Origin of the sequence: Roseovarius sp. THAF8 (assembly GCF_009363735.1) — a bacterium.
Classification (GTDB): Bacteria; Pseudomonadota; Alphaproteobacteria; order Rhodobacterales; family Rhodobacteraceae; genus Roseovarius.
In genome coordinates, this window is record NZ_CP045410.1 from 3,826,169 (window position 1) to 3,847,910 (window position 21,742).

The following is a 21,742-nucleotide window of genomic DNA, read 5'->3' on the forward strand; positions in this document are numbered from 1 at the left end:
GGCGTGGGGCAAAGCAAATCCTTGGCAGAGCTGGGCCTGACCGCCCAGGGGGGCCGGCGGGCCGAGATCACCGGGCTGGCGGTGGACAGCCGCGAGGTGAAGGACGGGTCCCTGTTCGCGGCGCTGCCCGGCAGCAGCGTGCACGGCGGCGAGTTCATTTCCTATGCGTTGCGGATGGGGGCGGCGGCGATCCTGACCGACCCCGAGGGCGTTGCGCTGGCGGCCGAGGAACTGGCCGACAGCGATGCCGCGCTGGTGGTGGCCGAGGATCCGCGCCAGACGCTGTCGTTCGCGGCGGCGCTTTGGTACGGCGCGCAGCCCGAGACGATGGTGGCGGTCACCGGGACCAACGGCAAGACCTCGGTGGCGAGTTTCACGCGGCAGATCTGGATGGCGCTGGGGCTGGAGGCGGTGAACCTGGGCACCACGGGCGTCGAAGGCGCGTGGGAGGCGCCGCTGGCGCATACGACGCCCGAGCCGATCACGCTGCACCGGGTCCTGGCCGAGGCCGAGGCCAACGGCATCACCCATGCGGCGATGGAGGCGTCGAGCCATGGCCTCGCGCAGCGGCGGCTGGACGGCGTGCGGCTGGTGGCGGCGGGGTTCACGAACCTGAGCCAGGATCACCTGGATTACCACTCCGATTTCGACGATTATTTCAACGCCAAGGCGGGCCTGTTCGAGCGGGTCTTGCCCGAGGACGGCGTGGCCGTGGTCAATATCGACGACCCGCGCGGGCCGGGCATGGCGGACGTGGCCTATGGCCGGGGACAGGACGTGCTGGCGGTGGGCCGGGCCGAAGGGGCGGACCTGCGGATCCTGAACCGGGTGTTTTCACCGACCGGGCAGACCTTGCGGTTTTCCTGGCGCGGGCAGGTCCACCAAGTGGAGCTGAACCTGATCGGCGGCTTTCAGACCGACAACGTGATGCTGGCCGCGGGGCTGGCCATCGGTGCGGGCGCGGACCCGGACCGGGTGTTTGCCACGCTGCCGGTGATGCGGACCGTGCGGGGCCGGATGCAGCTGGCCGCGACGCGCTCCAGCGGGGCGGCGGTGTTCGTGGATTACGCCCATACGCCCGAGGCGGTGTCGACCGCGCTTTACGCGCTGCGCCCGCATGTGCTGGGCCGGATGGTGGCCATCGTGGGCGCGGGCGGCGACCGGGACCGGGGCAAGCGGCCGCTGATGGGCCGGGCGGCGGCGGAAAATGCCGACGCGGTGATCGTGACCGACGACAACCCCCGCAGCGAGGTGCCGGGCGACATTCGCGCCGCGGTGATGGAGGGCGTGCGCCAGGCGGGCGGCGAGGACCGGGCCATCGAGGTGGGCGACCGGGCCGAGGCGATCCTGCGCGGCGTCGACATGCTGGGGCCGGGCGATGCGCTGCTCATTTGCGGCAAGGGGCACGAGACCGGGCAGGTCGTGGGTGACGACGTGTTCCCCTTCGACGATTGCGAACAGGCGAGCGTGGCGGTCTCGGCGCTGGACGGGGGCGTGGCGTGAGCGAGTTGTGGACAGCGCGGGAGGCCGTGGCGGCCACGGGCGGGCGCAGCACCTGCGACTGGACCGCGACGGGCGTGTCGATCGACACGCGGACATTGCAACCGGGCGATTTGTTCGTGGCGCTGAAAGACGTGCGCGACGGGCATGATTTCGTGGCGCAGGCGCTGGAAAAGGGCGCGGCGGCGGCGCTGGTTGCCCGCGTGCCCGAGGGCTTGGACGAGACGGCGCCGCTCTTGATCGTGGACGAGGTTCTGCCGGCGCTGGAGCATCTGGGCCGCGCGGGCCGGGCGCGCACCGACGCGAAGGTGGTGGCGATCACCGGGTCGGTGGGCAAGACCTCGACCAAGGAAATGATGCGCGCCGCGCTCGAGGGGCAGGGGCGCACCCATGCCGCCGAAGCGAGCTACAACAACCATTGGGGCGTGCCGCTGACGCTGGCGCGGATGCCGCGCGACACCCGGTTCGCGGTGATCGAGATCGGGATGAACCACCCCGGCGAAATCTCTCCGCTGGCCGTGATGGCGCGCCCGCATGTGGCGCTGATCACCACCATCGCGGCGGCGCATCTGGAGGCGTTCGAGAATATCGAGGGGATCGCCCACGAGAAGGCCGCGATTTTCGACGGGCTGGAGCCGGGCGGCACGGCGGTGATCAATGCCGATGTGGGCACGGCGGATATCCTGCTCAAGGCGGCGACAGCGAAGGCCGAAACCGTTGTGCGGTTCGGCACCTCAGAGGCGGCCGAGATGCGGCTGACGGATGTGACGGTGCATGATGCCGCGACGGTGGGCCATGCGCAGGCGGGCGGTGACGACATACTGTTCAAAGTCGGCACGCCGGGCCGGCATTTCGCGCTGAACGCGCTGGCGGTGATCGCCGCGGCAGAGGCGTTGGGAGCCGACCGCGACGTGGCGGTCTGCGACCTTGGGCAGTGGCGGCCCTACAAAGGGCGCGGCACGCGCGAGGTGCTGGTGCTGGACATGGTCGAGGAAGCGATGTCGATCGAGCTGATCGACGACGCGTTCAACGCCAACCCCACCTCGATGGCCGCGGCGCTGGAAGTGCTGGCCGCCGCCCGGGTGCGCGACGATATCGGGCGGGTGGCCGCGGGGCGGCGGATCGCCATCCTGGGCGACATGCTGGAACTGGGCCCCGACGAGGCGCGGATGCACCGCGAGGTCGCGGACCTGCCGTTCGTGAAGGACATACAGGTCATCCATTGCGTCGGCCCGCGCATGAAAACCCTTTACGACGCGCTGCCCGAGGCGCAAAGGGGCCGCTGGGTCGAAACCGCCGGCGAACTGGCCGCCGAGGCGCACCGGCTGGTGGATGCGGGCGACGTGATCCTGGTGAAGGGGTCGAAAGGCAGCTACGTGAGCGAAGTTGTCACCGCGCTGCGCCGGCTGGCGCAGGCCGTCGCGGAAAAAGAGGACGTTTGAATGCTCTACTGGTTAACCGAATTGTCGGATGGCGGCGATGTCTTCAACCTCTTTCGCTATATCACCTTCCGGTCGGGCGGAGCGTTCCTGACGGCGCTGGTTTTCGGTTTCATCTTCGGCAAGCCGCTGATCAACGTGCTGCGCAGGACCCAGGGCAAGGGCCAGCCCATCCGCAGCGACGGCCCCGAGGGGCATCTGGCGAAGTCAGGCACGCCCACCATGGGGGGCTTGCTGATCGTGGGCGCGCTGCTGACCTCGACCCTGTTCTGGGCACGGCTGGACAACCCGTTCGTGTGGCTGGTGCTGTTCGTGACCATGTCGTTCGGCCTGATCGGGTTCTGGGACGATTACGCGAAGGTCAGCAAGCAGAACCACAAGGGGGTACCGGGCAAGGTGCGGCTGGGGCTGGGCTTTCTGATTGCCGGGATCGCGGCCTATTGGGCCAGCATGTATCACCCGAGCGAGTTGCAGTATCAACTGGCGCTGCCGGTCTTCAAGGACACGCTGATCAATATGGGTCTGTTCTTCATTCCCTTTGCGATGTTCGTGATCGTGGGGGCGGCCAATGCGGTGAACCTGACCGATGGTCTGGACGGGCTGGCGATCATGCCGGTGATGATCGCCGCCGTGACGCTGGGGATCATCGCTTATGCGGTGGGGCGCGTGGACTTCACCGAGTATCTGGACGTGCATTACGTGCCGGGAACGGGCGAGATCCTGGTCTTCGTGGCGGGGCTGGCCGGCGGTGGCCTTGGGTTCCTGTGGTACAACGCGCCGCCGGCGGCGGTCTTCATGGGCGACACCGGGTCGCTGGCCCTGGGCGGCGCGCTGGGAGCCATCGCGGTGGCCGCCAAGCACGAGATCGTGCTGGGCATCGTCGGCGGCATCTTCGTGGTCGAGGCGCTGTCGGTCATCATCCAGGTGTTCTATTTCAAGCGGACCGGCAAGCGGGTCTTCCTGATGGCGCCGATCCATCACCATTACGAGAAAAAGGGCTGGGCCGAGCCGCAGATCGTGATCCGCTTCTGGATCATCGCTATCATCCTCGCGATGATCGGGCTGGCGACACTGAAGGTGCGGTGACATGGGCATGATGTCATGGCTGGTGGCCGGTCTTGCAGGGACGGCAGCCTTGATCGCGCCGGGCGCGGGCATGACCCAGGGCATGACACGGGCCGGGTCGGGCGGCACGTCCGACGCGCCGCTGAGCGGTGCCCAGATCCTTCAGGCGGTGGACGAGTTGACGGAGGGTGATCCTGTCGCGATCACCGCTGCGAAGGCGATGCTGTCAGGACAGGCGGGCGGGGAGAGCCCCTTTGAGTATTACCGCTCGTTTGCGCCTGATGTTGCGGTGCTGGGCCATGCGCTTTGGTCTGCGGACCGGCTGGCCGAACTGGACTGGGCGGCCGGGACCGAGGACAGTCTGGACCAGTTCGACCTGATGGTGTCTGCGGTCGGGTTGGATCTTCCCGGGGGTATCGCGGAGCATATCGACGCCGGGGCGGCGGCCGGAACGTTGCGGCGGGGTGACGTGGTGGGCGAGGTATACGCGATGGTCTGGCCCCGGCTGCGCGCGGAAGGATATCACGTTGTCGGCCTGAATACCGACAGCGACATGCACATGATGTTCGTCAGCCCCGAGGCGGCGGCGCTGCGGTGGCAGTCGGTCGCGATCGGGCCGAACATGTATTTCGAGGTCGCGGATTGGCAGTTTTCCCGCAACATGCAGGATGCAGGATGCAGGGTTGGCGGTGAGCGTCCCGGATCACCCGGGCACCCATCCGCGTACGCCACCCAAGCCGGACTGATGGACGGAGCGATGGACGATGGCGACACGGGTCACTGACACAAAGGACATGATCAAGGGCATGGCGCCGGTGCGCGACCCCGAGACCTGGCATTTCTGCACGACCGCTGACCGGGACATGGCGGAGCGGGGGCGGCCCCATGCGCTGGCGGTGTTTGCCGAGGAGGAGGGCACCTCGCTGATCCTGCCGGACGAGGTGGCGCGGGACCTGGGTTTTGCCGTGGAGATGCCGATGAGCCGGATCACCCTGTCGGTACATTCGGCGCTGGATGGCGTGGGGCTGACGGCGGCGGTGGCGGGCGCGCTGGCCGAGGCGCTTATCCCCTGCAACGTGGTGGCGGCCTATCACCACGATCATGTTTTCGTGCCGGAGGAACTGGCCGAGGGCGCGATGACGATCCTGCGGGACGTGGCGCGGGGCGCCGGTTGATCGCGGGTTTCTGGCCAAGCGTCACGGGATCGGGTAGCGAAGGGCAAACACCAGTCGGGAGGCATGTGGCGTGATACCTGTTCGGGGAGTGGAAGGGCACTGCGTGGCGGTGCTGGGCCTGGGGCGGTCCGGCCTGTCGGCGGCGCGGGCGCTGCGGGCGGGCGGCGCAGACGTGTTGTGCTGGGACGACAATCCCGGCGCGCGGGAAGGCGCGGCGGAGGAAGGTTTCGACATCCGGCAGTTTCGCGCGGCGGAGGATTTCGCCGACGTGGCCAGCCTGATCGTCAGCCCGGGCATTCCGCATCTTTACCCCGAGCCGAACAAGGTCGTGGCCGCCGCCCAGGAGGCGGGCGTGCCGGTGGACAACGATATCGGATTGTTCTTCCGGTCGCTGGCGACGAGCGAGTGGGACAATCTGGATACGACGCCGCGGGTCATTGCCGTGACCGGGTCGAACGGAAAATCGACCACCTCGGCGCTGATTCACCACATTCTGAAAGAGGCCGGGCGAGAAGCGCAGCTGGCCGGGAATATCGGGCGCGGCGTGCTGGATATCGACCCGCCGGGGGAAGGCGGCGTGGTGGTGCTGGAACTCAGCAGCTACCAGACGGAGCTGGCCCGCGCGCTGACGCCGGATGTGGCGGTGTTCACCAACCTCAGCCCCGATCACCTGGATCGGCATGGCGGGCTGGGGGGATATTTCGCGGCCAAGCGGCGGTTGTTCGCGGAAGGCGGGCCGGACCGGGCCGTGATCGGCGTGGACGAGCCCGAGGGGCTGTTTCTGGCCGGGCAACTTGCGGAAGCGCCGGGGGATGACCGGGTGATCCGGGTGTCGGTGGACCGCAAGCTGACCGGGCCGGGATGGCAGGTCTTTGCGCGCAAGGGGTTTTTGTCGGAATACCGCAAGGGGCGGCAGGTGGGATCGATCGACCTGCGCCGGATCAAGGGCCTGCCGGGGGCGCATAACCACCAGAACGCCTGTTGTGCCTTTGCCGCGTGCCGGACGCTGGGGCTGAATCCAAAGGTGATCGAGGCCGCGATGCAGAGCTTTGCAGGCTTGCCGCATCGCAGCCAGATGGTGGCCGAGAAGGACGGCGTGCAGTTCGTCAACGACAGCAAGGCCACGAACGTGGATGCGGCGCTGATGGCGCTCTTGGCCTTCGACAGGATCCGGTGGATCTGTGGCGGGTTGGAGAAAGAGGGCGGGTTGGCCGGACTGAAAGACGGTCTGGGCCACGTGACGAAGGCCTATGTCATCGGGCGCGAGGCGGCGGGGTTCGCGCTGCAACTCGAGGGCGTCGATGCGGAGGTCTGCACCACCATGAGCCATGCGGTGATGCGAGCGATGGAGGATGCGCAGCCGGGCGAGACCGTGCTGCTGGCCCCGGCAGCGGCGAGTTTCGATCAATATGACAGCTTCGAGCGGCGGGGCGAGGATTTCATCGGCGAAGTGAAGGCGCGGCTGTAGCGGCGCGCTTGGCAAGAACCGGACGGCGTGCCAGCATGATCCCGGTATCTGAGGGGAGACTGGCATGGCGGATCTGTTGAAGGCCGAAACCGTCGCGGAGTTCCGCGCCAAGGGCGCGACGGTGCTGCGGGCTGTGTTCGACGACTGGATGGAGGTTTTGCGGGCGGGGGTGGATTACAACCTGGAGCACCCGGCGCCCAACGCGCGGGACTATCGCACCGAGGAGGGCGGGCGCTTCCTGTCGGACTACTGCAACTGGGACCGGATTCCGCAATATCGCGATTTCATCGAGAACGCGCCCGCCGCGCAGATCGGGGCTGAGCTGATGGGCAGCAAGACGGTGCGGCTGTTCCACGAGCACGTGATCGTCAAGACGCCGAAGACGGGGATGCCGACGCCGTGGCACCAGGACCTGCCCTATTACTGCCTCGACGCCACGCAGACGGTCAGCCTCTGGATTCCGATGGACGCGGTGCCGCGCGAGCGGACGCTGGAATTCGTGGCAGGCTCGCATCTGTGGGGCAAGTATTTCCGGCCCCAGCGCTTCGACGGAACGGCGCTGAATGAGAATGACGGGCTGGAGGCTCTGCCCGATATCGACGGGGACCGCGACGCCTATGATATCGTCGGCTGGGCGCTGGAGCCGGGGGATGCGGTGGCGTTCGATTACCGGACGGTGCACGGGGCACCGGCCAACAATTCGGCCACGGCGCAGAGGCGGGCGTTTTCCCTGCGGCTGGTGGGGGATGATGCCACCTTTGCGCGGCGCGAGGGGATCACGACCTCGCCGCCCTTCGAGGGGGTGAAGCTGGCGCATGGGGCGCCGCTGGACGGCCCGGAATTTCCAAGGTTGCTCTGAGGGGCAGGAGGTCCCGGATCAGGTCCGGGACGTGTTACGCTTGATGCGAAGGGCTGCGCAGGCGAGGGGCCAGCCCCTCGCGCTCCCCGGGATACTTCTAGCCAGAGGAAGATGAGGTCAATTTGGCCAGAGGAAGAGAACGGTTTTTGGCCAGAGGAAGTCTTTTGGCCGGATGAAGAGAAGGTCAGGCTGTGGCGGCGATGGCGATGCCGGCGGCCCAGCCGGAGGACCACGCCCATTGGAAGTTGTAGCCGCCGAGCCAACCGGTGACGTCGATGGCCTCGCCGATCATGTAGAGGCCGGGGACGTCGCGGCTTTGCATGGTCTTAGATGAAATGCGGTCGGTGGCGATGCCGCCCAGGGTGACTTCGGCGGTGCGGTAGCCTTCGGAGCCGGTGGGTTTGAGGTGCCAGTGGCGCAGGGCGTTGGTGATTTCCGTCAAGCGCGCGTCGGATTGGCTGGCGAGATTGCCCGTGAGGGCGAGCGCGGGGGCGAGATGGTCGACGAGCCGGGCGGGCAGGTGGCGGGCGAGTACGGTGGTGAGGGCGCGGCGGCCCTCGGTCTGGCGCTGGGCGCGGAGGGTGTCGTAGAGGCTGGCGTCGGGGTCGAGGTCGAGGGTGATGGCGTCGCCTTCGTGCCAGTAGGAGGAGGCTTGCAGGATGGCGGGGCCGGAGAGGCCGCGATGGGTGAAGAGGACGGCCTCGGTGAAGCCGGTATTGCCTGTCGTGACGCGGGCCGGGGCGGCGACGCCGGAGATGGGGGCGAAGCGCTGGTCGGAGAAGGTGAGCGGCACGAGGGCGGGGCGCGTGTCGGTCACGGCGTGGCCGAACTGGCGGGCGATGTCGTAGGCGAGGCCTGTTGCGCCCATCGCCGGGATGGACTTGCCGCCTGTGGCCAGAACGAGGTTGCGCGCGGTGACGCGGTGGCGCGCCCCTTCGCGGTCGAGCGTGACGGTGAAGCGGCTGCCGTCATGGGAGATTTCGCCCACGGCGGTTTGCAGCCAGAGGTCGGCGCCCGCCGCCGCCATCTCGTCGCGCAGCATCTGGATGATCTGGGGGGATTTGCCGTCGCAGAAAAGCTGGCCAAGGGTCTTTTCATGCCAGGTGATGCCGTGGCGGGCGACGAGGTCGATGAAATCCCACTGGGTGTAGCGGCTGAGCGCGGATTTGTGAAAATGCGGGTTCTGCCCGAGGAAGTTCGCGGGCGCGGTATGGAGGTTGGTGAAGTTGCAGCGCCCGCCGCCGGAAATGCGGATCTTTTCGCCCGGGACCTTGGCATGATCCACCACGAGCGTGCCCGGGCCGGCATGGGCCGCGCACATCATGCCGGCGGCGCCGGCGCCGAGGATCAGGGTGGTGACGTTCATGCGGTTCCCGTGCCCCACCGGCGGGCGGGCGTCAAGGTGGCGTAGCTTTGTACGGTTCCTGTCATTGGAACACTGGGCTTTCGGGGGGTGTTGACGTCTCGCAACCCAATACAAACGGAGGAGTCACATGAACATCCAGACACGACACGAAATGCTGACTGCTCAGGACGAGTATCCGACCCGTGTGCCGGGCGAGGAGCGGCTGAGCGAACGCAAGGACCCTGTTCTGTGGTCGGAGTGGTCCGAGGACGCGCCGATCGGCAAGGACGAGGCGGAGCATTATGCCGAGAACGGCTATCTTGTGCGGCGCGACATGTTCGACGCGGACGAGCTGAAGGTGCTGACCGAGACCGCCGACATGCTGCGCGAGGGCGGTGGGGACATTCCCGACGACGACCTCATTCGCGAGCCCGATAGCGACGCGGTGCGCACGGTCTTTCGTCTCGACGAGCATTCCAAGGCATTCCGCCGTCTGGCCTGCGATCGCCGCCTGGCTGGCGTGGCCGAGTTCCTTCTGGGCGACGAAGTGTACCTGCACCAGTCGCGGCTGAACTACAAGCCGGGGTTCGCCGGCAAGGAATTCTACTGGCATTCGGATTTCGAAACCTGGCACGCAGAGGACGGGATGCCGCGGATGCGCGCGGTGTCGGCCTCGGTGTTGCTGACGCCGAACGGGCCGCACAACGGTCCGCTGTTGCTGGTGCCGGGATCGCAGGACGTGTTCATCAGCTGCGTCGGCGAGACGCCCGAGGACAATCACGAGACCTCGCTGAAAGAGCAGAAGGTGGGCGTGCCGCAGCCCGGCACGATCGACCGGATGGCGCAAAAGGCGGGCGGCATCGCGTCGGCCGAAGGGGACACCGGCACGGTGATCTTCTTTGACTGCAACACGCTGCATGGCTCGAACGGGAACATCACGCCCGATCCGCGGGCCAACGCGTTCTTCGTCTACAACGCGATGTCGAACGCGCTGACGCGGCCCTATGCGGCCCGTGGCCCGCGGCCCGATTTCCTGGCCAACCGCGAGGCGCCGCAGGCGATCCGCACGGTTTCGGGAAAACTGACCGGCTGAAGACTGCCCGGTGGGGCGCAGAACGCTTCCCACCGGGCGAAACTGCTGCTATACTGGACCGAACGCCCCCGGAAAAAGAGGGGCAAGAGGCAGTGTTCGGCGGATTCAAATGACAGACATGGTGTATGGTGCGGCCCCCGTGCAGGGCGGCGAACCGATCCTCCCAAAATGGTGGCGGACCCTCGACAAGTGGTCGATTTCCTGCGTGCTCATCCTCTTCGGGATCGGGCTTTTGCTGGCGCTGGCGGCCTCGGTGCCGCTGGCCGAGAAGAACGGGTTCGAGCAGTTCCATTACGTGAAACGGCAGGCGGCGTTCGGCTTCATGGCGTTGGCGGCGATGCTGCTGACCTCGATGATGAGCCCGCTGCTGGTGCGGCGGCTGTCGGTCGTGGGGTTCGTGATTGCCTTCATCGCCCTGGCGATGCTGCCGTTCTTCGGTACGGATTTCGGCAAGGGGGCGATGCGGTGGTACAGCCTTGGCTTTGCCAGCGTGCAGCCCTCGGAGTTTCTGAAGCCCGGTTTCGTGGTGGTAGCCGCCTGGATGATGGCTGCCAGCAAGGAGATCAACGGACCGCCGGGGATGCGGCTGAGCTTTTTCATGGCGGTGATCATCGTGCTGATGCTGGCGATGCAGCCCGATTTCGGGCAGGCCTGCCTGGTGCTGTTCGGCTGGGGCGTGATGTATTTCGTGGCCGGCGCGCCGATCCTGTTGCTGGTGCTGATCGCGGGCGTCGTGGTGTTCGCGGGCTCGCTGGCCTATTCCAACTCGGAACACTTCGCGCGGCGGATCGACGGCTTCCTGAGCCCGGATGTGGATCCCAACACGCAGCTGGGCTTTGCCACCAACGCGATCCGCGAGGGCGGGTTCTTCGGCGTGGGCGTGGGCGAGGGATCGGTCAAGTGGTCGCTGCCCGACGCGCATACGGATTTCATCATCGCGGTGGCGGCCGAGGAATACGGCCTGATCCTGGTGCTGGCCATCATCGTGTTATACGCCAGCATCGTGGTGCGGTCGCTGAGCCGCCTGATGCGTGAGCGGGACCCGTTCATCCGGCTGGCGGGCACGGGGCTTGTGGCGATGTTCGGCGTGCAGGCGATGATCAACATGGGCGTGGCCGTGCGGCTGTTGCCCGCCAAGGGCATGACGCTGCCCTTTGTCAGCTATGGCGGGTCGTCGCTGATCGCCACAGGGATCGCGGTGGGAATGCTGTTCGCCTTTACTCGCAGCCGTCCGCAGGGCGAGATCAACGACATCCTGAGGGCGCGGCGGTGATGCGCCGGTTCTGGCAGACCGCGCCGGGCGGGCGCCGACCCGCGGGGTGGCGCTGCACCGGATTTTTTGCGCGGTTTATGGTCGTCACTGGCGCGCTACTCTCATTCGCGGGCGTAGCGTCACCCAAGCGCCGCCCCGAGGGGGCGGGTCGGCGCACGCCCGGCGCCTTCGGCGCTGTTCGGGCGGCCCATGGAACCAGAGGTCTCGCATGACCGACCGCGCGCCTCTTCTCATTATCGCAGCAGGTGGCACGGGCGGGCACATGTTTCCCGCGCAAAGCCTGGCCGAGGCGATGCTGCGGCGGGGCTGGCGGGTGAAGCTGTCGACCGACCCGCGCGGCGCGCGGTATACTGGGGGCTTTCCGCATTCGGTCCAGATCGAGCAGGTGGCGAGCGCCACCTTCGCGCGCGGCGGGATCTTCAACAAGCTGGTGGCGCCGTTTCACATCCTGGGCGGGGTGCTGGGCGCGACGGTGCGCATGATGCGCGACAAACCGGACGTGGTGGTGGGGTTCGGCGGGTATCCGACGATCCCGGCGCTCAGTGCGGCAATGATCCTGCGGCGACCCCGGATGATCCATGAACAGAACGGCGTGCTGGGGCGGGTGAACAAGCTTTTCGCCAAGCGCGTGGACAGGGTTCTGTGCGGCACATGGCCCACGGCGCTGCCCGAGGGCGTGGAGGGCACGCATGTAGGAAACCCGGTGCGGCTGGCGGTGCACGAGCGCGCGGGGGCGGGGTATATTCCGCCCGGCGATTACCCGATGTCGATCCTTGTCATTGGTGGCAGCCAGGGCGCGCGCATCCTGAGCGACGTTGTGCCGCCCGCGATTGCGAACCTGCCGATGGACGTGCTGCGCAACATCCGCGTCAGCCATCAGGCGCGGGACGAGGATGGCGAGCGGGTGGCGACGCTGTATGCCGAGAACGGGATCGACGCAGACGTGCAGCCGTTTTTCCGCGACGTGCCCGCGCGCATGTCCGAGGCGCAGCTGGTGATCAGCCGGGCGGGGGCGAGCAGCGTGGCCGATATCTCGGTCATCGGGCGGCCCGCGATCCTGATCCCCTTCGCCGCCGCGACGGAAGATCACCAGGCGGCGAACGCCAAGGGATTGTCCAAGGCCGGGGGCGCGATCGTCATCCCGGAATCGCGGCTTGAGGTCGAGGCGCTTTCGGAGCAGATAGCCTCGGTACTGACGAATCCCCAAGGGGCGAGCCAGATGGCACAGGCGGCGCTGAGCGTGGGCATGCCCGACGCGGCACAGGCGCTGGCGGATATAACAGAAGAACTGGCACGGAGCAGACTGTCATGAGGGACCTTTCATTCGAAGGAGCCAAACCGATGAACGCGGCATTGAAACTTCCCGGCGACGTCGGGCCCATCCATTTCGTGGGCATCGGGGGTATCGGCATGTCGGGCATTGCCGAGGTGCTGCTCAACCATGGCTATACCGTGCAGGGCTCGGACCTGAAGACATCGAAGATCACCGACCGGCTGGAAAAGGCCGGCGCGACGATTTTCGAAGGGCAGGAGGCCGCGAACCTGGATGACGCGCAGGTCGTGGTGATCTCGTCCGCGATCAAGCCGGGCAATGCCGAGCTGGACGAGGCGCGGCGGCGCGGCCTGCCGGTGGTGCGCCGGGCCGAGATGCTGGCCGAGCTGATGCGGCTGAAATCGAACGTGGCCGTGGCCGGAACCCATGGCAAGACCACCACGACGACGATGGTCGCCGCCCTGCTGGATCACGGCAAGTACGACCCCACTGTGATCAATGGCGGGATCATTCACGCCTACGGCTCGAACGCGCGTGTGGGGCAGGGCGAATGGATGGTGGTCGAGGCCGACGAGAGTGACGGCACCTTCAACCGGCTGCCTGCCACCATTGCCATCGTGACCAATATCGACCCGGAGCACATGGAGCATTGGGGGACCGAGGAAAAGCTGCACCAGGGGTTCCTGGATTTCGTGTCGAACATACCGTTCTACGGCCTGGCGATCTGCTGCACCGACGACCCGGACGTGCAGACCCTGGTCGGCCGGATCAGCGACCGGCGCGTGATCACATTCGGCTTCAATGCGCAGGCGGATGTGCGGGCGATGAACCTGACCTACGAGGCCGGCGTGGCGCATTTTGACGTAGCACTTCAGGCCGAGGACAAGGTGATCGAAGGCTGCACCTTGCCGATGCCGGGCGATCATAACGTGTCGAACGCGCTGTCGGCGGTGGCCGTGGCGCGCAGCCTGGGCATGAAGACGGACGAGATCCGCGAGGCGCTGGCAGCCTTCGGCGGCGTGAACCGCCGCTTCACCCGCGTGGGCGAAGTGGACGGGGTGACGATCATCGATGATTACGGCCACCACCCGGTGGAGATTGCCGCGGTGCTGAGGGCCGCGCGGCAGGCCACAAAGGGCCGGATCATCGCGGTGCACCAGCCGCACCGCTATAGCCGTCTGCATTCGCTGTTCGACGATTTCTGCGCATGCTTCAACGATGCCGACGTGGTCGCCATCGCCGAGGTCTATGCCGCGGGCGAGGACCCGATCGAGGGCGCCACGCGCGACGATCTTGTGGCGGGGCTGATTGCCCATGGCCACAGACACGCTCGGGCGATCCTGGGCGAGGACGACTTGGTGCGGCTGGTGCGCGAACAGGCGAAACCGGGCGACATGGTGGTCTGTCTGGGCGCGGGGACGATCAGCGGCTGGGCCAACGGGTTGCCCGAAAAGCTGAAGGCGTGACGGTGGCCGGAATTTTACGAAAATTCCGGGCCGGAAAATGCGCATTCTCCGTTACGTTTTCCGCGCGGAAAACGGCGCGCGCCATCGGGGGTGGCGCATGACGCTTGTGGTTCTGGCCTGTCTTTGGGTCATCGCCGGGGCGCTGGTGGCGATGCTGCCGATGCGGCACCAGTATGCGCCGGGGATCGCGCTTCTGGCGCTGGCGCCGGTGTTGATCTGGATGATCGGGCGGGATTACGGTGTTCTGCCCGCTGCGCTGGCAGCACTTGCGCTGGTGTCGATGTTTCGCAATCCGTTGCGGTACTTCGCGCGGCGTCTAATGGGGGAAAAACCGGAGGTTCCGAAATGAGCATGTCTCTTGTGCTGGCCTGCATCTGGGCGCTGGCCGCAAACCTGCTGGCGATGATCCCCAGCCGTGACAACCACTGGCGGCGGGCCTATGCGCTGATTGCCGTGGGCATCCCGATCCTGGGATACGTGACATGGCAGAACGGGCCCTGGGTGGGGTTGTTCGTGCTGGCGGCGGGCATGAGCCTCTTGCGCTGGCCGGTGATCTATCTGGGCCGCTGGGCCCGGCGGGCCGTGGACGGTGACATGGCCCGCGGTGGGGATTGAGTATTTTCGGCAAGAAAAAGCCGGTGGCTGTCTTTCGGTTCAGGCCGGGTTGAGGCAGAAGAGGCCGCATGAGTGATCTTCCCGAACCCCGTGGCCGCCTGAGCGAGAAGCGCATGCTGGCCGATCTGACATGGCTGCGCGTGGGCGGGCCGGCGGACTGGCTGTTTCAGCCGGCGGACCTGGACGACCTGGCGGCGTTCCTGCGTGACCTGCCAGCGGACATGCCCGTATTTCCCATGGGGGTTGGCAGCAACCTGATCGTGCGCGACGGCGGCTTGCGCGCGGTGGTGATCCGGCTCGGGCGCGGGTTCAATGCCATTGAAGTCGACGGCTCCCGCGTGACCGCGGGTGCTGCGGCGCTGGATGCGCATGTGGCCCGGCGCGCGGGCGAGGCGGGGGTGGACCTGACCTTTCTGCGCACCATTCCCGGCGCCATCGGGGGCGCGGTGCGGATGAACGCGGGATGCTATGGCAGCTACGTGGCCGATTATTTCGTGGAAGCGCAGGCAGTGAGCCGCGCGGGCGAGGTGGTGACGCTGACCGCCGATGACCTGAAGTTCCGCTACCGCCAGACCGATCTGCCCGAGGGCTGGGTGATCACGCGGGCGACGTTCGAGGGGGTTGCGGGCGATCCCGAGGAACTGGCCGCGCGGATGGACGCGCAGTTGAAAAAACGCGACGAGACGCAGCCCACCAAGGACCGCACGGCCGGAAGCACGTTCCGCAACCCGGCCGGTTTCAGCAGCACCGGGCGGGCCGACGACACCCATGACCTGAAGGCGTGGAAGGTGATCGACAACGCGGGGATGCGTGGCGCCAAGCGGGGCGGGGCGCAGATGAGCGAGAAGCATTCCAACTTCCTGATCAACACCGGGAGCGCCACGGCGGCGGACCTGGAAGGTTTGGGCGAGGAAGTACGAAAAAAGGTTTTCCAAGACAGCGGAATAGAGTTACATTGGGAAATCATGAGGGTCGGCGAAACGGCCCCTTCCGCGGATTGAGGCGGACACAATAAAACAAGGGTCGATAACGACCCGGGACATTGAGGCAGTAAGGTGGTTTCTTCGAGCGGAAACGCCCCGACTGTTGCGGTGATTATGGGTGGCCCCTCGGCCGAGCGCGAGGTGTCTCTCTCGTCAGGACAGGAATGCGCCGCAGCACTCCGGGAGGCAGGCTATGAGGTGGTCGAGGTCGATGCCGGCCGCGACCTTGCCGTGGTTCTGGCCGATCTCAAACCCGACGTGGTGTTCAACGCCCTGCATGGCCGCTGGGGCGAGGATGGCTGCGTGCAGGGCCTGCTGGAATGGATGCAGATCCCCTATACCCATTCGGGCGTTCTGTCCTCGGCGCTGGCGCTGGACAAGCAGCGCACCAAGGCAGCGTACCGTGCGGCGGGCCTGCCGGTGGTCGAGAGCCTCATCGTGGACAAGGACGAGGTGGGAAAGGCGCATGTGATGCCGCCGCCCTACGTGGTGAAGCCCAACAACGAAGGCTCGTCCGTCGGCGTCTATATCGTGCACGAGGCCGCCAACGCGCCGCCGCAGCTGTCGCGGGACATGCCGCAGACCGTGATGGTGGAGGCGTTTGCGCCGGGGCGCGAGCTGACCACATCCGTGATCGGGGACAAGGCGCTTGGGGTGACGGATATCATCACCGACGGCTGGTACGATTATCATGCGAAATACGCCGCCGGCGGATCGCGCCACGTGATCCCGGCGGACATTCCGAAAGACATTGCCGACGCCTGCGAGGACTATGCGCTGCGTGCCCATGCGGTGCTGGGCTGCCGCGGGCTGAGCCGCACCGATTTCCGCTGGGATGAGGCGAAGGGGCTGGACGGGCTGATCCTGCTGGAGACCAACACCCAGCCCGGGATGACGCCCACCTCGCTGAGCCCCGAACAGGCCCAGGCGGCGGGCATGAGTTTTCCGCAATTGTGCGACTGGCTGGTCAAGGACGCGTCATGCAACAGGTGAAACGACTGGAGCCCAGGGCCGATCCGGCGCCGTCGCGGTGGTCTTACCGCTATCAGCGGCTGATGCTGACGCCGCTCTTTCGCAAGCTGTTGCGGGTGGGGGTGCCTTTATGCCTGACCGTCGGTCTGGCCACGGCGTATTTTTCCAACCCCGAGCGGCGCGAGGCGATCGTGCTGGCGGTGGCCGATCTTCGCGAGCAGGTCGAGACCCGGCCCGAATTCATGGTCAACCTGCTGGCCGTGGAAGGCGCCAGCGCCACGGTCGAGGAGGATATCCGCGAGATATTCCCGCACGACCTGCCGGCCAGTTCCTTTGACATCGACCTCGATGCGGTGCGGCTGTCGATCGCGGGGCTGCCCGCCGTTGCCAGCGCATCGGTGCGGGTGCGCCAGGGCGGGGTGCTGGTGGCGCAGGTGGAAGAGCGTCAGCCGGTGGCCGTCTGGCGGTCGCGCGACGGGCTGGGCGTGGTGGACATCGAAGGCGTGGTGATCGGCGATATCGCGCATCGGGCGGACCGCGCCGACCTGCCGGTGATTGCCGGCAAGGGCGCGACCCGGGCGGTGCCCGAGGCGATGGCGATCCTGCAGGCGGCGGCGCCGCTGAGCTCGCGGCTGCGCGGGCTGGTGCGCATGGGCGAGCGCCGCTGGGACGTGGTGCTGGACCGCGGCCAGCGCATCCTTCTGCCGGAAACCGACCCGGTGCGCGCGCTGGAGCGCGTGATCGTGCTGGCCGAGGTGCAGGACATGCTGGAGCGCGACCTTGCGGCGGTGGACATGCGCCTGGCGTCCCGGCCGACCATAAGAATGAACGAAAACGCGGTGTCCGAGTGGTGGCGCGTGACAAATATGACCGTAGGGGCGGAATGAGATGATCGAGCTTTATGAATCGCAAAGGGCGATGCGGAACATGCGCCGGGCGGCGATGCAGCGCGGTGTCGTGGCGGTTCTGGACGTGGGCACCTCCAAGATCGCCTGCCTCGTGCTGCGCTTCGACGGCAGCGACCGGCTGCGCGAGACCGAGGGCGTGGGCGCGCTGGCGGGCCAGGCCGGGTTCCGGGTGATCGGGGCTGCGACCACGCGGTCGCGCGGCGTGCGATACGGCGAGATCACGACGATGGCCGAGACCGAGCGCGCCATCCGCACGGCCCTGCAGGCGGCGCAGAAGATGGCCAATATCCGGGTCGATCACGTGATCGCGTGCTTCTCGGGGGCCGAGCCGCGCAGCTATGGCCTGGCGGGGCAGGTGGAGCTGGAGGCCAGCACCGTGTCCGAGCAGGACATCAGCCGGGTGCTGTCGTCCTGCGACGTGCCCGATTTCGGCGAGGGCCGCGAGGTGCTGCACGCCCAGCCGGTGAATTTCGCGCTGGACCACCGCTCGGGGCTGAGCGATCCGCGCGGGCAACTGGGGCAGGACCTGGCGGTGGACATGCACATGCTGACGGTCGACGGGGCGGCGATCCAGAACCTGGCGCATTGCGTCAAGCGCTGCGACCTGGAACTGGCGGGGCTGGCAAGCTCGGCTTACGTGTCGGGCATCTCGGCGCTGGTGGAGGACGAGCAGGAGCTGGGTGCCGCCTGCATCGACATGGGTGGCGGCAGCGCCGGCGTGTCGATCTTCATGAAGAAGCACATGATCTATGCCGACACCGTTAGGATCGGGGGCGAGCACGTCACCGGCGACATCTCGATGGGGTTGCAGGTGCCGCACGCCACGGCGGAGCGGATCAAGACCTTCTATGGCGGCGTCGTGGCCACGGGCATGGACGACCGCGAGATGATCGAGATCGGCGGCGAGACCGGCGACTGGGAACATGACCGGCGCACGGTGAGCCGGGCGGAACTGATCGGCATCATGCGCCCGCGGGTCGAGGAGATCCTGGAAGAGGTGCGGGCCCGGCTGGATGCGGCCGGATTCCAGCACCTGCCGAGCCAGCAGATCGTGCTGACCGGCGGGGGCAGCCAAATCCCCGGCCTTGACGGGCTGGCGACGCGCATCCTGGGACAACAGGTGCGGCTGGGCCGGCCCCTGCGGGTGCACGGGCTGCCGCAGGCGGCGACAGGGGCGGGATTTGCCAGCGCGGTGGGCATGTGCCTGTTCGCGGCGAATCCCCAGGACGAATGGTGGGACTTTGAAATTCCGGTGGATCGCTACCCTGCGCGGTCCCTCAAGCGGGCGGTGAAATGGTTCAAGGACAACTGGTGATCGCAAAATATGGGGGTTTCGGCGAAATCCCGCGTGAATCCGCTAAAAAAGACCCATATTTTGTGGTGTTTTCGTGTTTTTTGGGTGACGTAACGGCGACGGGACGGTACTGTTAATGCAATTTAGGCGGATCAAGCCTGCGCAAGGCGGGCATAACAGCAGGCAAAGAAGGCGGAGCTATGACACTTAACCTCAGCATGCCAGGTCAGGGACAGGACCAGGAACTCAAGCCGCGCATCACCGTTTTCGGTGTCGGCGGGGCAGGCGGCAACGCCGTGAACAACATGATCGAGAAACAGCTGGAAGGCGTCGATTTCGTCGTCGCCAACACCGATGCGCAGGCGCTGTCCCAAAGCAACGCGCCGAACCGGATCCAGCTGGGTGTGAAAGTCACCGAAGGGCTGGGCGCCGGGGCGAAGGCCGCCGTGGGCGCCGCCGCCGCGGAAGAGAATATCGAGCAGATCGTCGACCAGCTGGCCGGGGCGCATATGTGCTTCATCACCGCCGGCATGGGCGGCGGCACGGGCACCGGCGCGGCCCCGATCATCGCTCAGGCAGCGCGTGAACTTGGCGTGCTAACCGTCGGTGTCGTCACGAAACCTTTCCAGTTCGAAGGCGCCAAGCGGATGCGCCAGGCCGAGGAAGGCGTGGACAGCCTGCAAAAGATGGTCGACACGCTGATCATCATTCCGAACCAGAACCTGTTCCGGCTGGCGAACGAGAAGACGACCTTTACCGAGGCGTTCTCGATGGCCGATGACGTGCTCTACCAGGGTGTGAAGGGCGTGACCGACCTGATGGTGCGTCCGGGCCTGATCAACCTCGATTTCGCCGACGTGCGCGCGGTGATGGACGAGATGGGCAAGGCGATGATGGGCACCGGCGAGGACGACGGCGAAGAACGCGCGATCCAGGCCGCCGAGAAGGCCATCGCGAACCCGCTGCTGGACGAGATCAGCCTGCGCGGCGCGAAGGGCGTCCTGATCAACATCACCGGCGGGCACGACCTGACGCTGTTCGAATTGGACGAGGCCGCGAACCGTATCCGCGAGGAAGTGGACGCAGACGCCAACATCATCGTGGGCAGCACGTTGGACCCGACGATGGAGGGCTTCATGCGCGTGTCGGTCGTGGCGACCGGCATCGACGCCAGCGACGAAAGCCGCGAAATGCCGGTGCCGCGCCGCTCGCTCGCCGAGCCGCTGAAAACGGCCGAAGAGGTCGAGGTCGAAGCCCACACGTTCGAAGAGCCGGCGCAACCGGCGGCAGAGCCGGAAGTGGCCGCCGCCAGCATCGAGGCCGCGGAGGAACCCAGCCTGTTCAATGCGTTCGATGCGCAACGCGCCGCCGCGGAAGAGCAGATGGAAGACATCTTCGAAAGCGAGAGCGCCGAGGATGCGGTGCCGGCCCCGGCCTACACGCCGCGGCCCGAGCCCGAGACCTTCGTGGCCGAGGCCGAGGAGCCTGCCGAGAGCTTCGTGGCGCCCAAGGCACCCGCACCGGGCACGCCGTCGCAGGACGCGCTGGCCCGCCTGCAGGCTGCCGTGCATCGCACGCCGGGCAGCGCCAACCGTCCGCAGCAGCGCCCCGCCCCCGAGGCACCGGCAGCGCGCGCGCACGATGCCGGCGGGGAGAAGCCGCGTTTTGGCATCAACTCGCTGATCAACCGGATGACGGGACATGGCACGGAAGCCGCCGCGCCGCAGCAGCGCACGGTGCGCCAGCAGCCCCCGATGCAGGCCGCGGCGCCTCAGCCCGAGGTGCGCGACGAGCGCGAGGAAGAGGACGACCAGATCGAAATCCCCGCCTTCCTGCGGCGTCAGGCGAACTGATCCGGACAACAATTAACCATGTTGAGAGGGCCGCTTCGCGCGGCCCTTTTTCTTTTGCTTCAGAGACTTGAGAGGGATTGGGCCCATTTCGGCAATAATCCGCCAAGCCTGGAAACAATGATGTTTCAGCGCGTTGCAAAGAGTGAATTGAGCAATGGTGCCGCGCGAAATAGATGTGTCGCAGTTGAATAAAACGAGCCGGTTTACGGCCTGAGGATCTAACGTGCAGAATACGGTCAGAACTCCGGTATCCTTCGATGGCGTCGGCCTTCACTCGGGCGAAGCGGCGCGACTTACCATCTTGCCGGCCCCCGCGAACCGCGGCATCGTCTTTCGTCGTCTGGACTGCGACTTGCACCATTGCGAGATCCCGGCCCGCTGGGATTTCGTGAACCAGTCGCCGCTGTGCACGCTGCTGCAGAACGCGGCGGGCGTGAGCGTGTCGACGGTCGAGCACATCATGGCGGCGTTGTCCGGCTGCGGCGTGCACAATGCCGTGATCGAGGTCAACGGCCCCGAAGTCCCGATCCTGGATGGCAGTTCCGCGCAGTTCGTGCACGGCATCCTGTCGGCCGGTCTGCGGCGCCAGCATGCCCCGGTCCGGGCGCTGAAGGTGCTCAAGCCCGTCGAGGTTCGCAAGGGCGATGCACGCGCCAGCCTTGCGCCGCACGACACGCTGCTGATCGAGTTCGCGATCGAGTTCGAGGATGCGGCGATCGGGTATCAGAAGAAAACGCTGAACATGGCGAATGGCAGCTTCGTGCGGGAATTGTCCACCGCGCGCACATTCTGCCGCAAGGCGGATGTGGATGCGATGCAGGCCAATGGCCTGGCGCTTGGCGGAGAGCCCGGCGTCAACGCTGTGGTGTTCGATGGCGAGCATGTGCTGAGCCCCGGCGGCCTGCGCCAGCCGGACGAGCCGGTGCGGCACAAGATGCTGGATGCGCTTGGCGACCTTGCGCTGGCGGGACTGCCGATCCTGGGCCATTACCGGGGCGAGCGCGCCGGCCACGCGGTCACGAACGATCTCTTGCGCACCCTCTTTGCCCGGCCCGACGCCTTTGAAATCGTGACCTGCACCGCCGCTGTCGCGGCGCGTCTGCCGGGCGCCGGCGTGCACTGGGCGGAAATCCCTGAGGTCGCCTGACAACAGGCGTCGGG

At 66.8% G+C, this 21,742-nt stretch carries 20 protein-coding genes; 19 read left to right on the forward strand and 1 reads right to left on the reverse strand.

Features of this window, described 5'->3' with window-relative positions; translation table 11 throughout:
* Positions 1-3: 3 nt before the first annotated feature.
* The 7 genes from FIU85_RS18765 to FIU85_RS18795 all read left to right on the forward strand — a co-directional run bounded on the left by FIU85_RS18765 (position 4) and on the right by FIU85_RS18795 (position 7,506).
* Positions 4-1,503: a UDP-N-acetylmuramoyl-L-alanyl-D-glutamate--2,6-diaminopimelate ligase gene (locus FIU85_RS18765; RefSeq protein WP_152497977.1), complete on the forward strand. Its 1,500-nt coding sequence runs from the start codon at positions 4-6 to the stop codon at positions 1,501-1,503.
* The gene (gene murF / locus FIU85_RS18770; protein WP_152497978.1) at positions 1,500-2,942 is read left to right on the forward strand and encodes a UDP-N-acetylmuramoyl-tripeptide--D-alanyl-D-alanine ligase; all 1,443 of its coding nucleotides are present in this window, start codon (positions 1,500-1,502) and stop codon (positions 2,940-2,942) included. The genes FIU85_RS18765 and murF overlap by 4 nt, the downstream gene beginning before the upstream one ends.
* Positions 2,943-4,025 (forward strand): phospho-N-acetylmuramoyl-pentapeptide-transferase, encoded by a 1,083-nt coding sequence (mraY, locus tag FIU85_RS18775; RefSeq protein WP_152497979.1) that lies wholly within the window; start codon positions 2,943-2,945, stop codon positions 4,023-4,025.
* 1 nt (position 4,026) lies between these two features.
* Positions 4,027-4,788 (forward strand): hypothetical protein, encoded by a 762-nt coding sequence (locus FIU85_RS18780; RefSeq protein WP_152497980.1) that lies wholly within the window; start codon positions 4,027-4,029, stop codon positions 4,786-4,788.
* On the forward strand, positions 4,769-5,179 hold the full coding sequence (locus FIU85_RS18785) for an ACT domain-containing protein (RefSeq protein WP_152497981.1): 411 nt from the start codon (positions 4,769-4,771) through the stop codon (positions 5,177-5,179). Before FIU85_RS18780 ends, FIU85_RS18785 begins: the two co-directional genes overlap by 20 nt.
* Positions 5,180-5,249: 70 nt before the next feature.
* Complete coding sequence (murD, locus tag FIU85_RS18790; protein ID WP_152497982.1) at positions 5,250-6,647, forward strand: UDP-N-acetylmuramoyl-L-alanine--D-glutamate ligase; 1,398 nt, start codon at positions 5,250-5,252, stop codon at positions 6,645-6,647.
* Positions 6,648-6,711: 64 nt separating this feature from the next.
* The gene (locus FIU85_RS18795) at positions 6,712-7,506 is read left to right on the forward strand and encodes a phytanoyl-CoA dioxygenase family protein (protein ID WP_152497983.1); all 795 of its coding nucleotides are present in this window, start codon (positions 6,712-6,714) and stop codon (positions 7,504-7,506) included.
* 184 nt (positions 7,507-7,690) lie between these two features.
* On the opposite strand, the gene FIU85_RS18800 is transcribed toward FIU85_RS18795, so the two are convergent.
* Positions 7,691-8,872 carry an NAD(P)/FAD-dependent oxidoreductase gene (locus FIU85_RS18800; RefSeq protein ID WP_152497984.1) on the reverse strand — a complete coding sequence of 394 codons (1,182 nt, stop codon included), beginning with the start codon at positions 8,870-8,872 and terminating at the stop codon, positions 7,691-7,693.
* Between the two features lie 127 nt (positions 8,873-8,999).
* Here FIU85_RS18800 and FIU85_RS18805 point away from each other — a divergent pair, with 127 nt between their 5' ends.
* The 12 genes from FIU85_RS18805 (at position 9,000) to lpxC (ending at position 21,728) form a co-directional block, all read left to right on the forward strand.
* A complete protein-coding gene (locus FIU85_RS18805; protein ID WP_152497985.1) occupies positions 9,000-9,944 on the forward strand; it encodes a phytanoyl-CoA dioxygenase family protein in 945 nt (314 codons plus the stop codon).
* 109 nt (positions 9,945-10,053) lie between these two features.
* Entirely contained in the window at positions 10,054-11,217 is a 1,164-nt protein-coding gene (ftsW, locus tag FIU85_RS18810) for a putative lipid II flippase FtsW (RefSeq protein ID WP_152492893.1), read from the forward strand.
* Between the two features lie 208 nt (positions 11,218-11,425).
* Positions 11,426-12,529 (forward strand): glycosyltransferase, encoded by a 1,104-nt coding sequence (locus FIU85_RS18815; RefSeq protein WP_152492892.1) that lies wholly within the window; start codon positions 11,426-11,428, stop codon positions 12,527-12,529.
* 29 nt (positions 12,530-12,558) lie between these two features.
* Entirely contained in the window at positions 12,559-13,956 is a 1,398-nt protein-coding gene (gene murC / locus FIU85_RS18820) for a UDP-N-acetylmuramate--L-alanine ligase (protein WP_152494506.1), read from the forward strand.
* 97 nt (positions 13,957-14,053) lie between these two features.
* Positions 14,054-14,305 (forward strand): DUF2484 family protein, encoded by a 252-nt coding sequence (locus FIU85_RS18825; RefSeq protein ID WP_152497986.1) that lies wholly within the window; start codon positions 14,054-14,056, stop codon positions 14,303-14,305.
* Positions 14,302-14,571 carry a DUF2484 family protein gene (locus tag FIU85_RS18830; protein WP_152492890.1) on the forward strand — a complete coding sequence of 90 codons (270 nt, stop codon included), beginning with the start codon at positions 14,302-14,304 and terminating at the stop codon, positions 14,569-14,571. Before FIU85_RS18825 ends, FIU85_RS18830 begins: the two co-directional genes overlap by 4 nt.
* Positions 14,572-14,639: 68 nt before the next feature.
* Entirely contained in the window at positions 14,640-15,572 is a 933-nt protein-coding gene (murB, locus tag FIU85_RS18835; RefSeq protein ID WP_152497987.1) for a UDP-N-acetylmuramate dehydrogenase, read from the forward strand.
* Positions 15,573-15,668: 96 nt separating this feature from the next.
* Positions 15,669-16,547, forward strand: coding sequence for a D-alanine--D-alanine ligase (locus FIU85_RS18840; protein WP_254702948.1), 879 nt, complete (start codon positions 15,669-15,671; stop codon positions 16,545-16,547).
* Complete coding sequence (locus FIU85_RS18845; RefSeq protein ID WP_152497989.1) at positions 16,535-17,413, forward strand: cell division protein FtsQ/DivIB; 879 nt, start codon at positions 16,535-16,537, stop codon at positions 17,411-17,413. The genes FIU85_RS18840 and FIU85_RS18845 overlap by 13 nt, the downstream gene beginning before the upstream one ends.
* A 1-nt stretch (position 17,414) precedes the next feature.
* The gene (gene ftsA, locus FIU85_RS18850) at positions 17,415-18,749 is read left to right on the forward strand and encodes a cell division protein FtsA (protein ID WP_152492886.1); all 1,335 of its coding nucleotides are present in this window, start codon (positions 17,415-17,417) and stop codon (positions 18,747-18,749) included.
* A 179-nt stretch (positions 18,750-18,928) separates the two neighbouring features.
* The gene (gene ftsZ, locus FIU85_RS18855; RefSeq protein ID WP_152497990.1) at positions 18,929-20,581 is read left to right on the forward strand and encodes a cell division protein FtsZ; all 1,653 of its coding nucleotides are present in this window, start codon (positions 18,929-18,931) and stop codon (positions 20,579-20,581) included.
* A 223-nt stretch (positions 20,582-20,804) separates the two neighbouring features.
* Positions 20,805-21,728, forward strand: coding sequence for a UDP-3-O-acyl-N-acetylglucosamine deacetylase (gene lpxC / locus FIU85_RS18860; RefSeq protein WP_152492884.1), 924 nt, complete (start codon positions 20,805-20,807; stop codon positions 21,726-21,728).
* Positions 21,729-21,742: the final 14 nt, after the last annotated feature.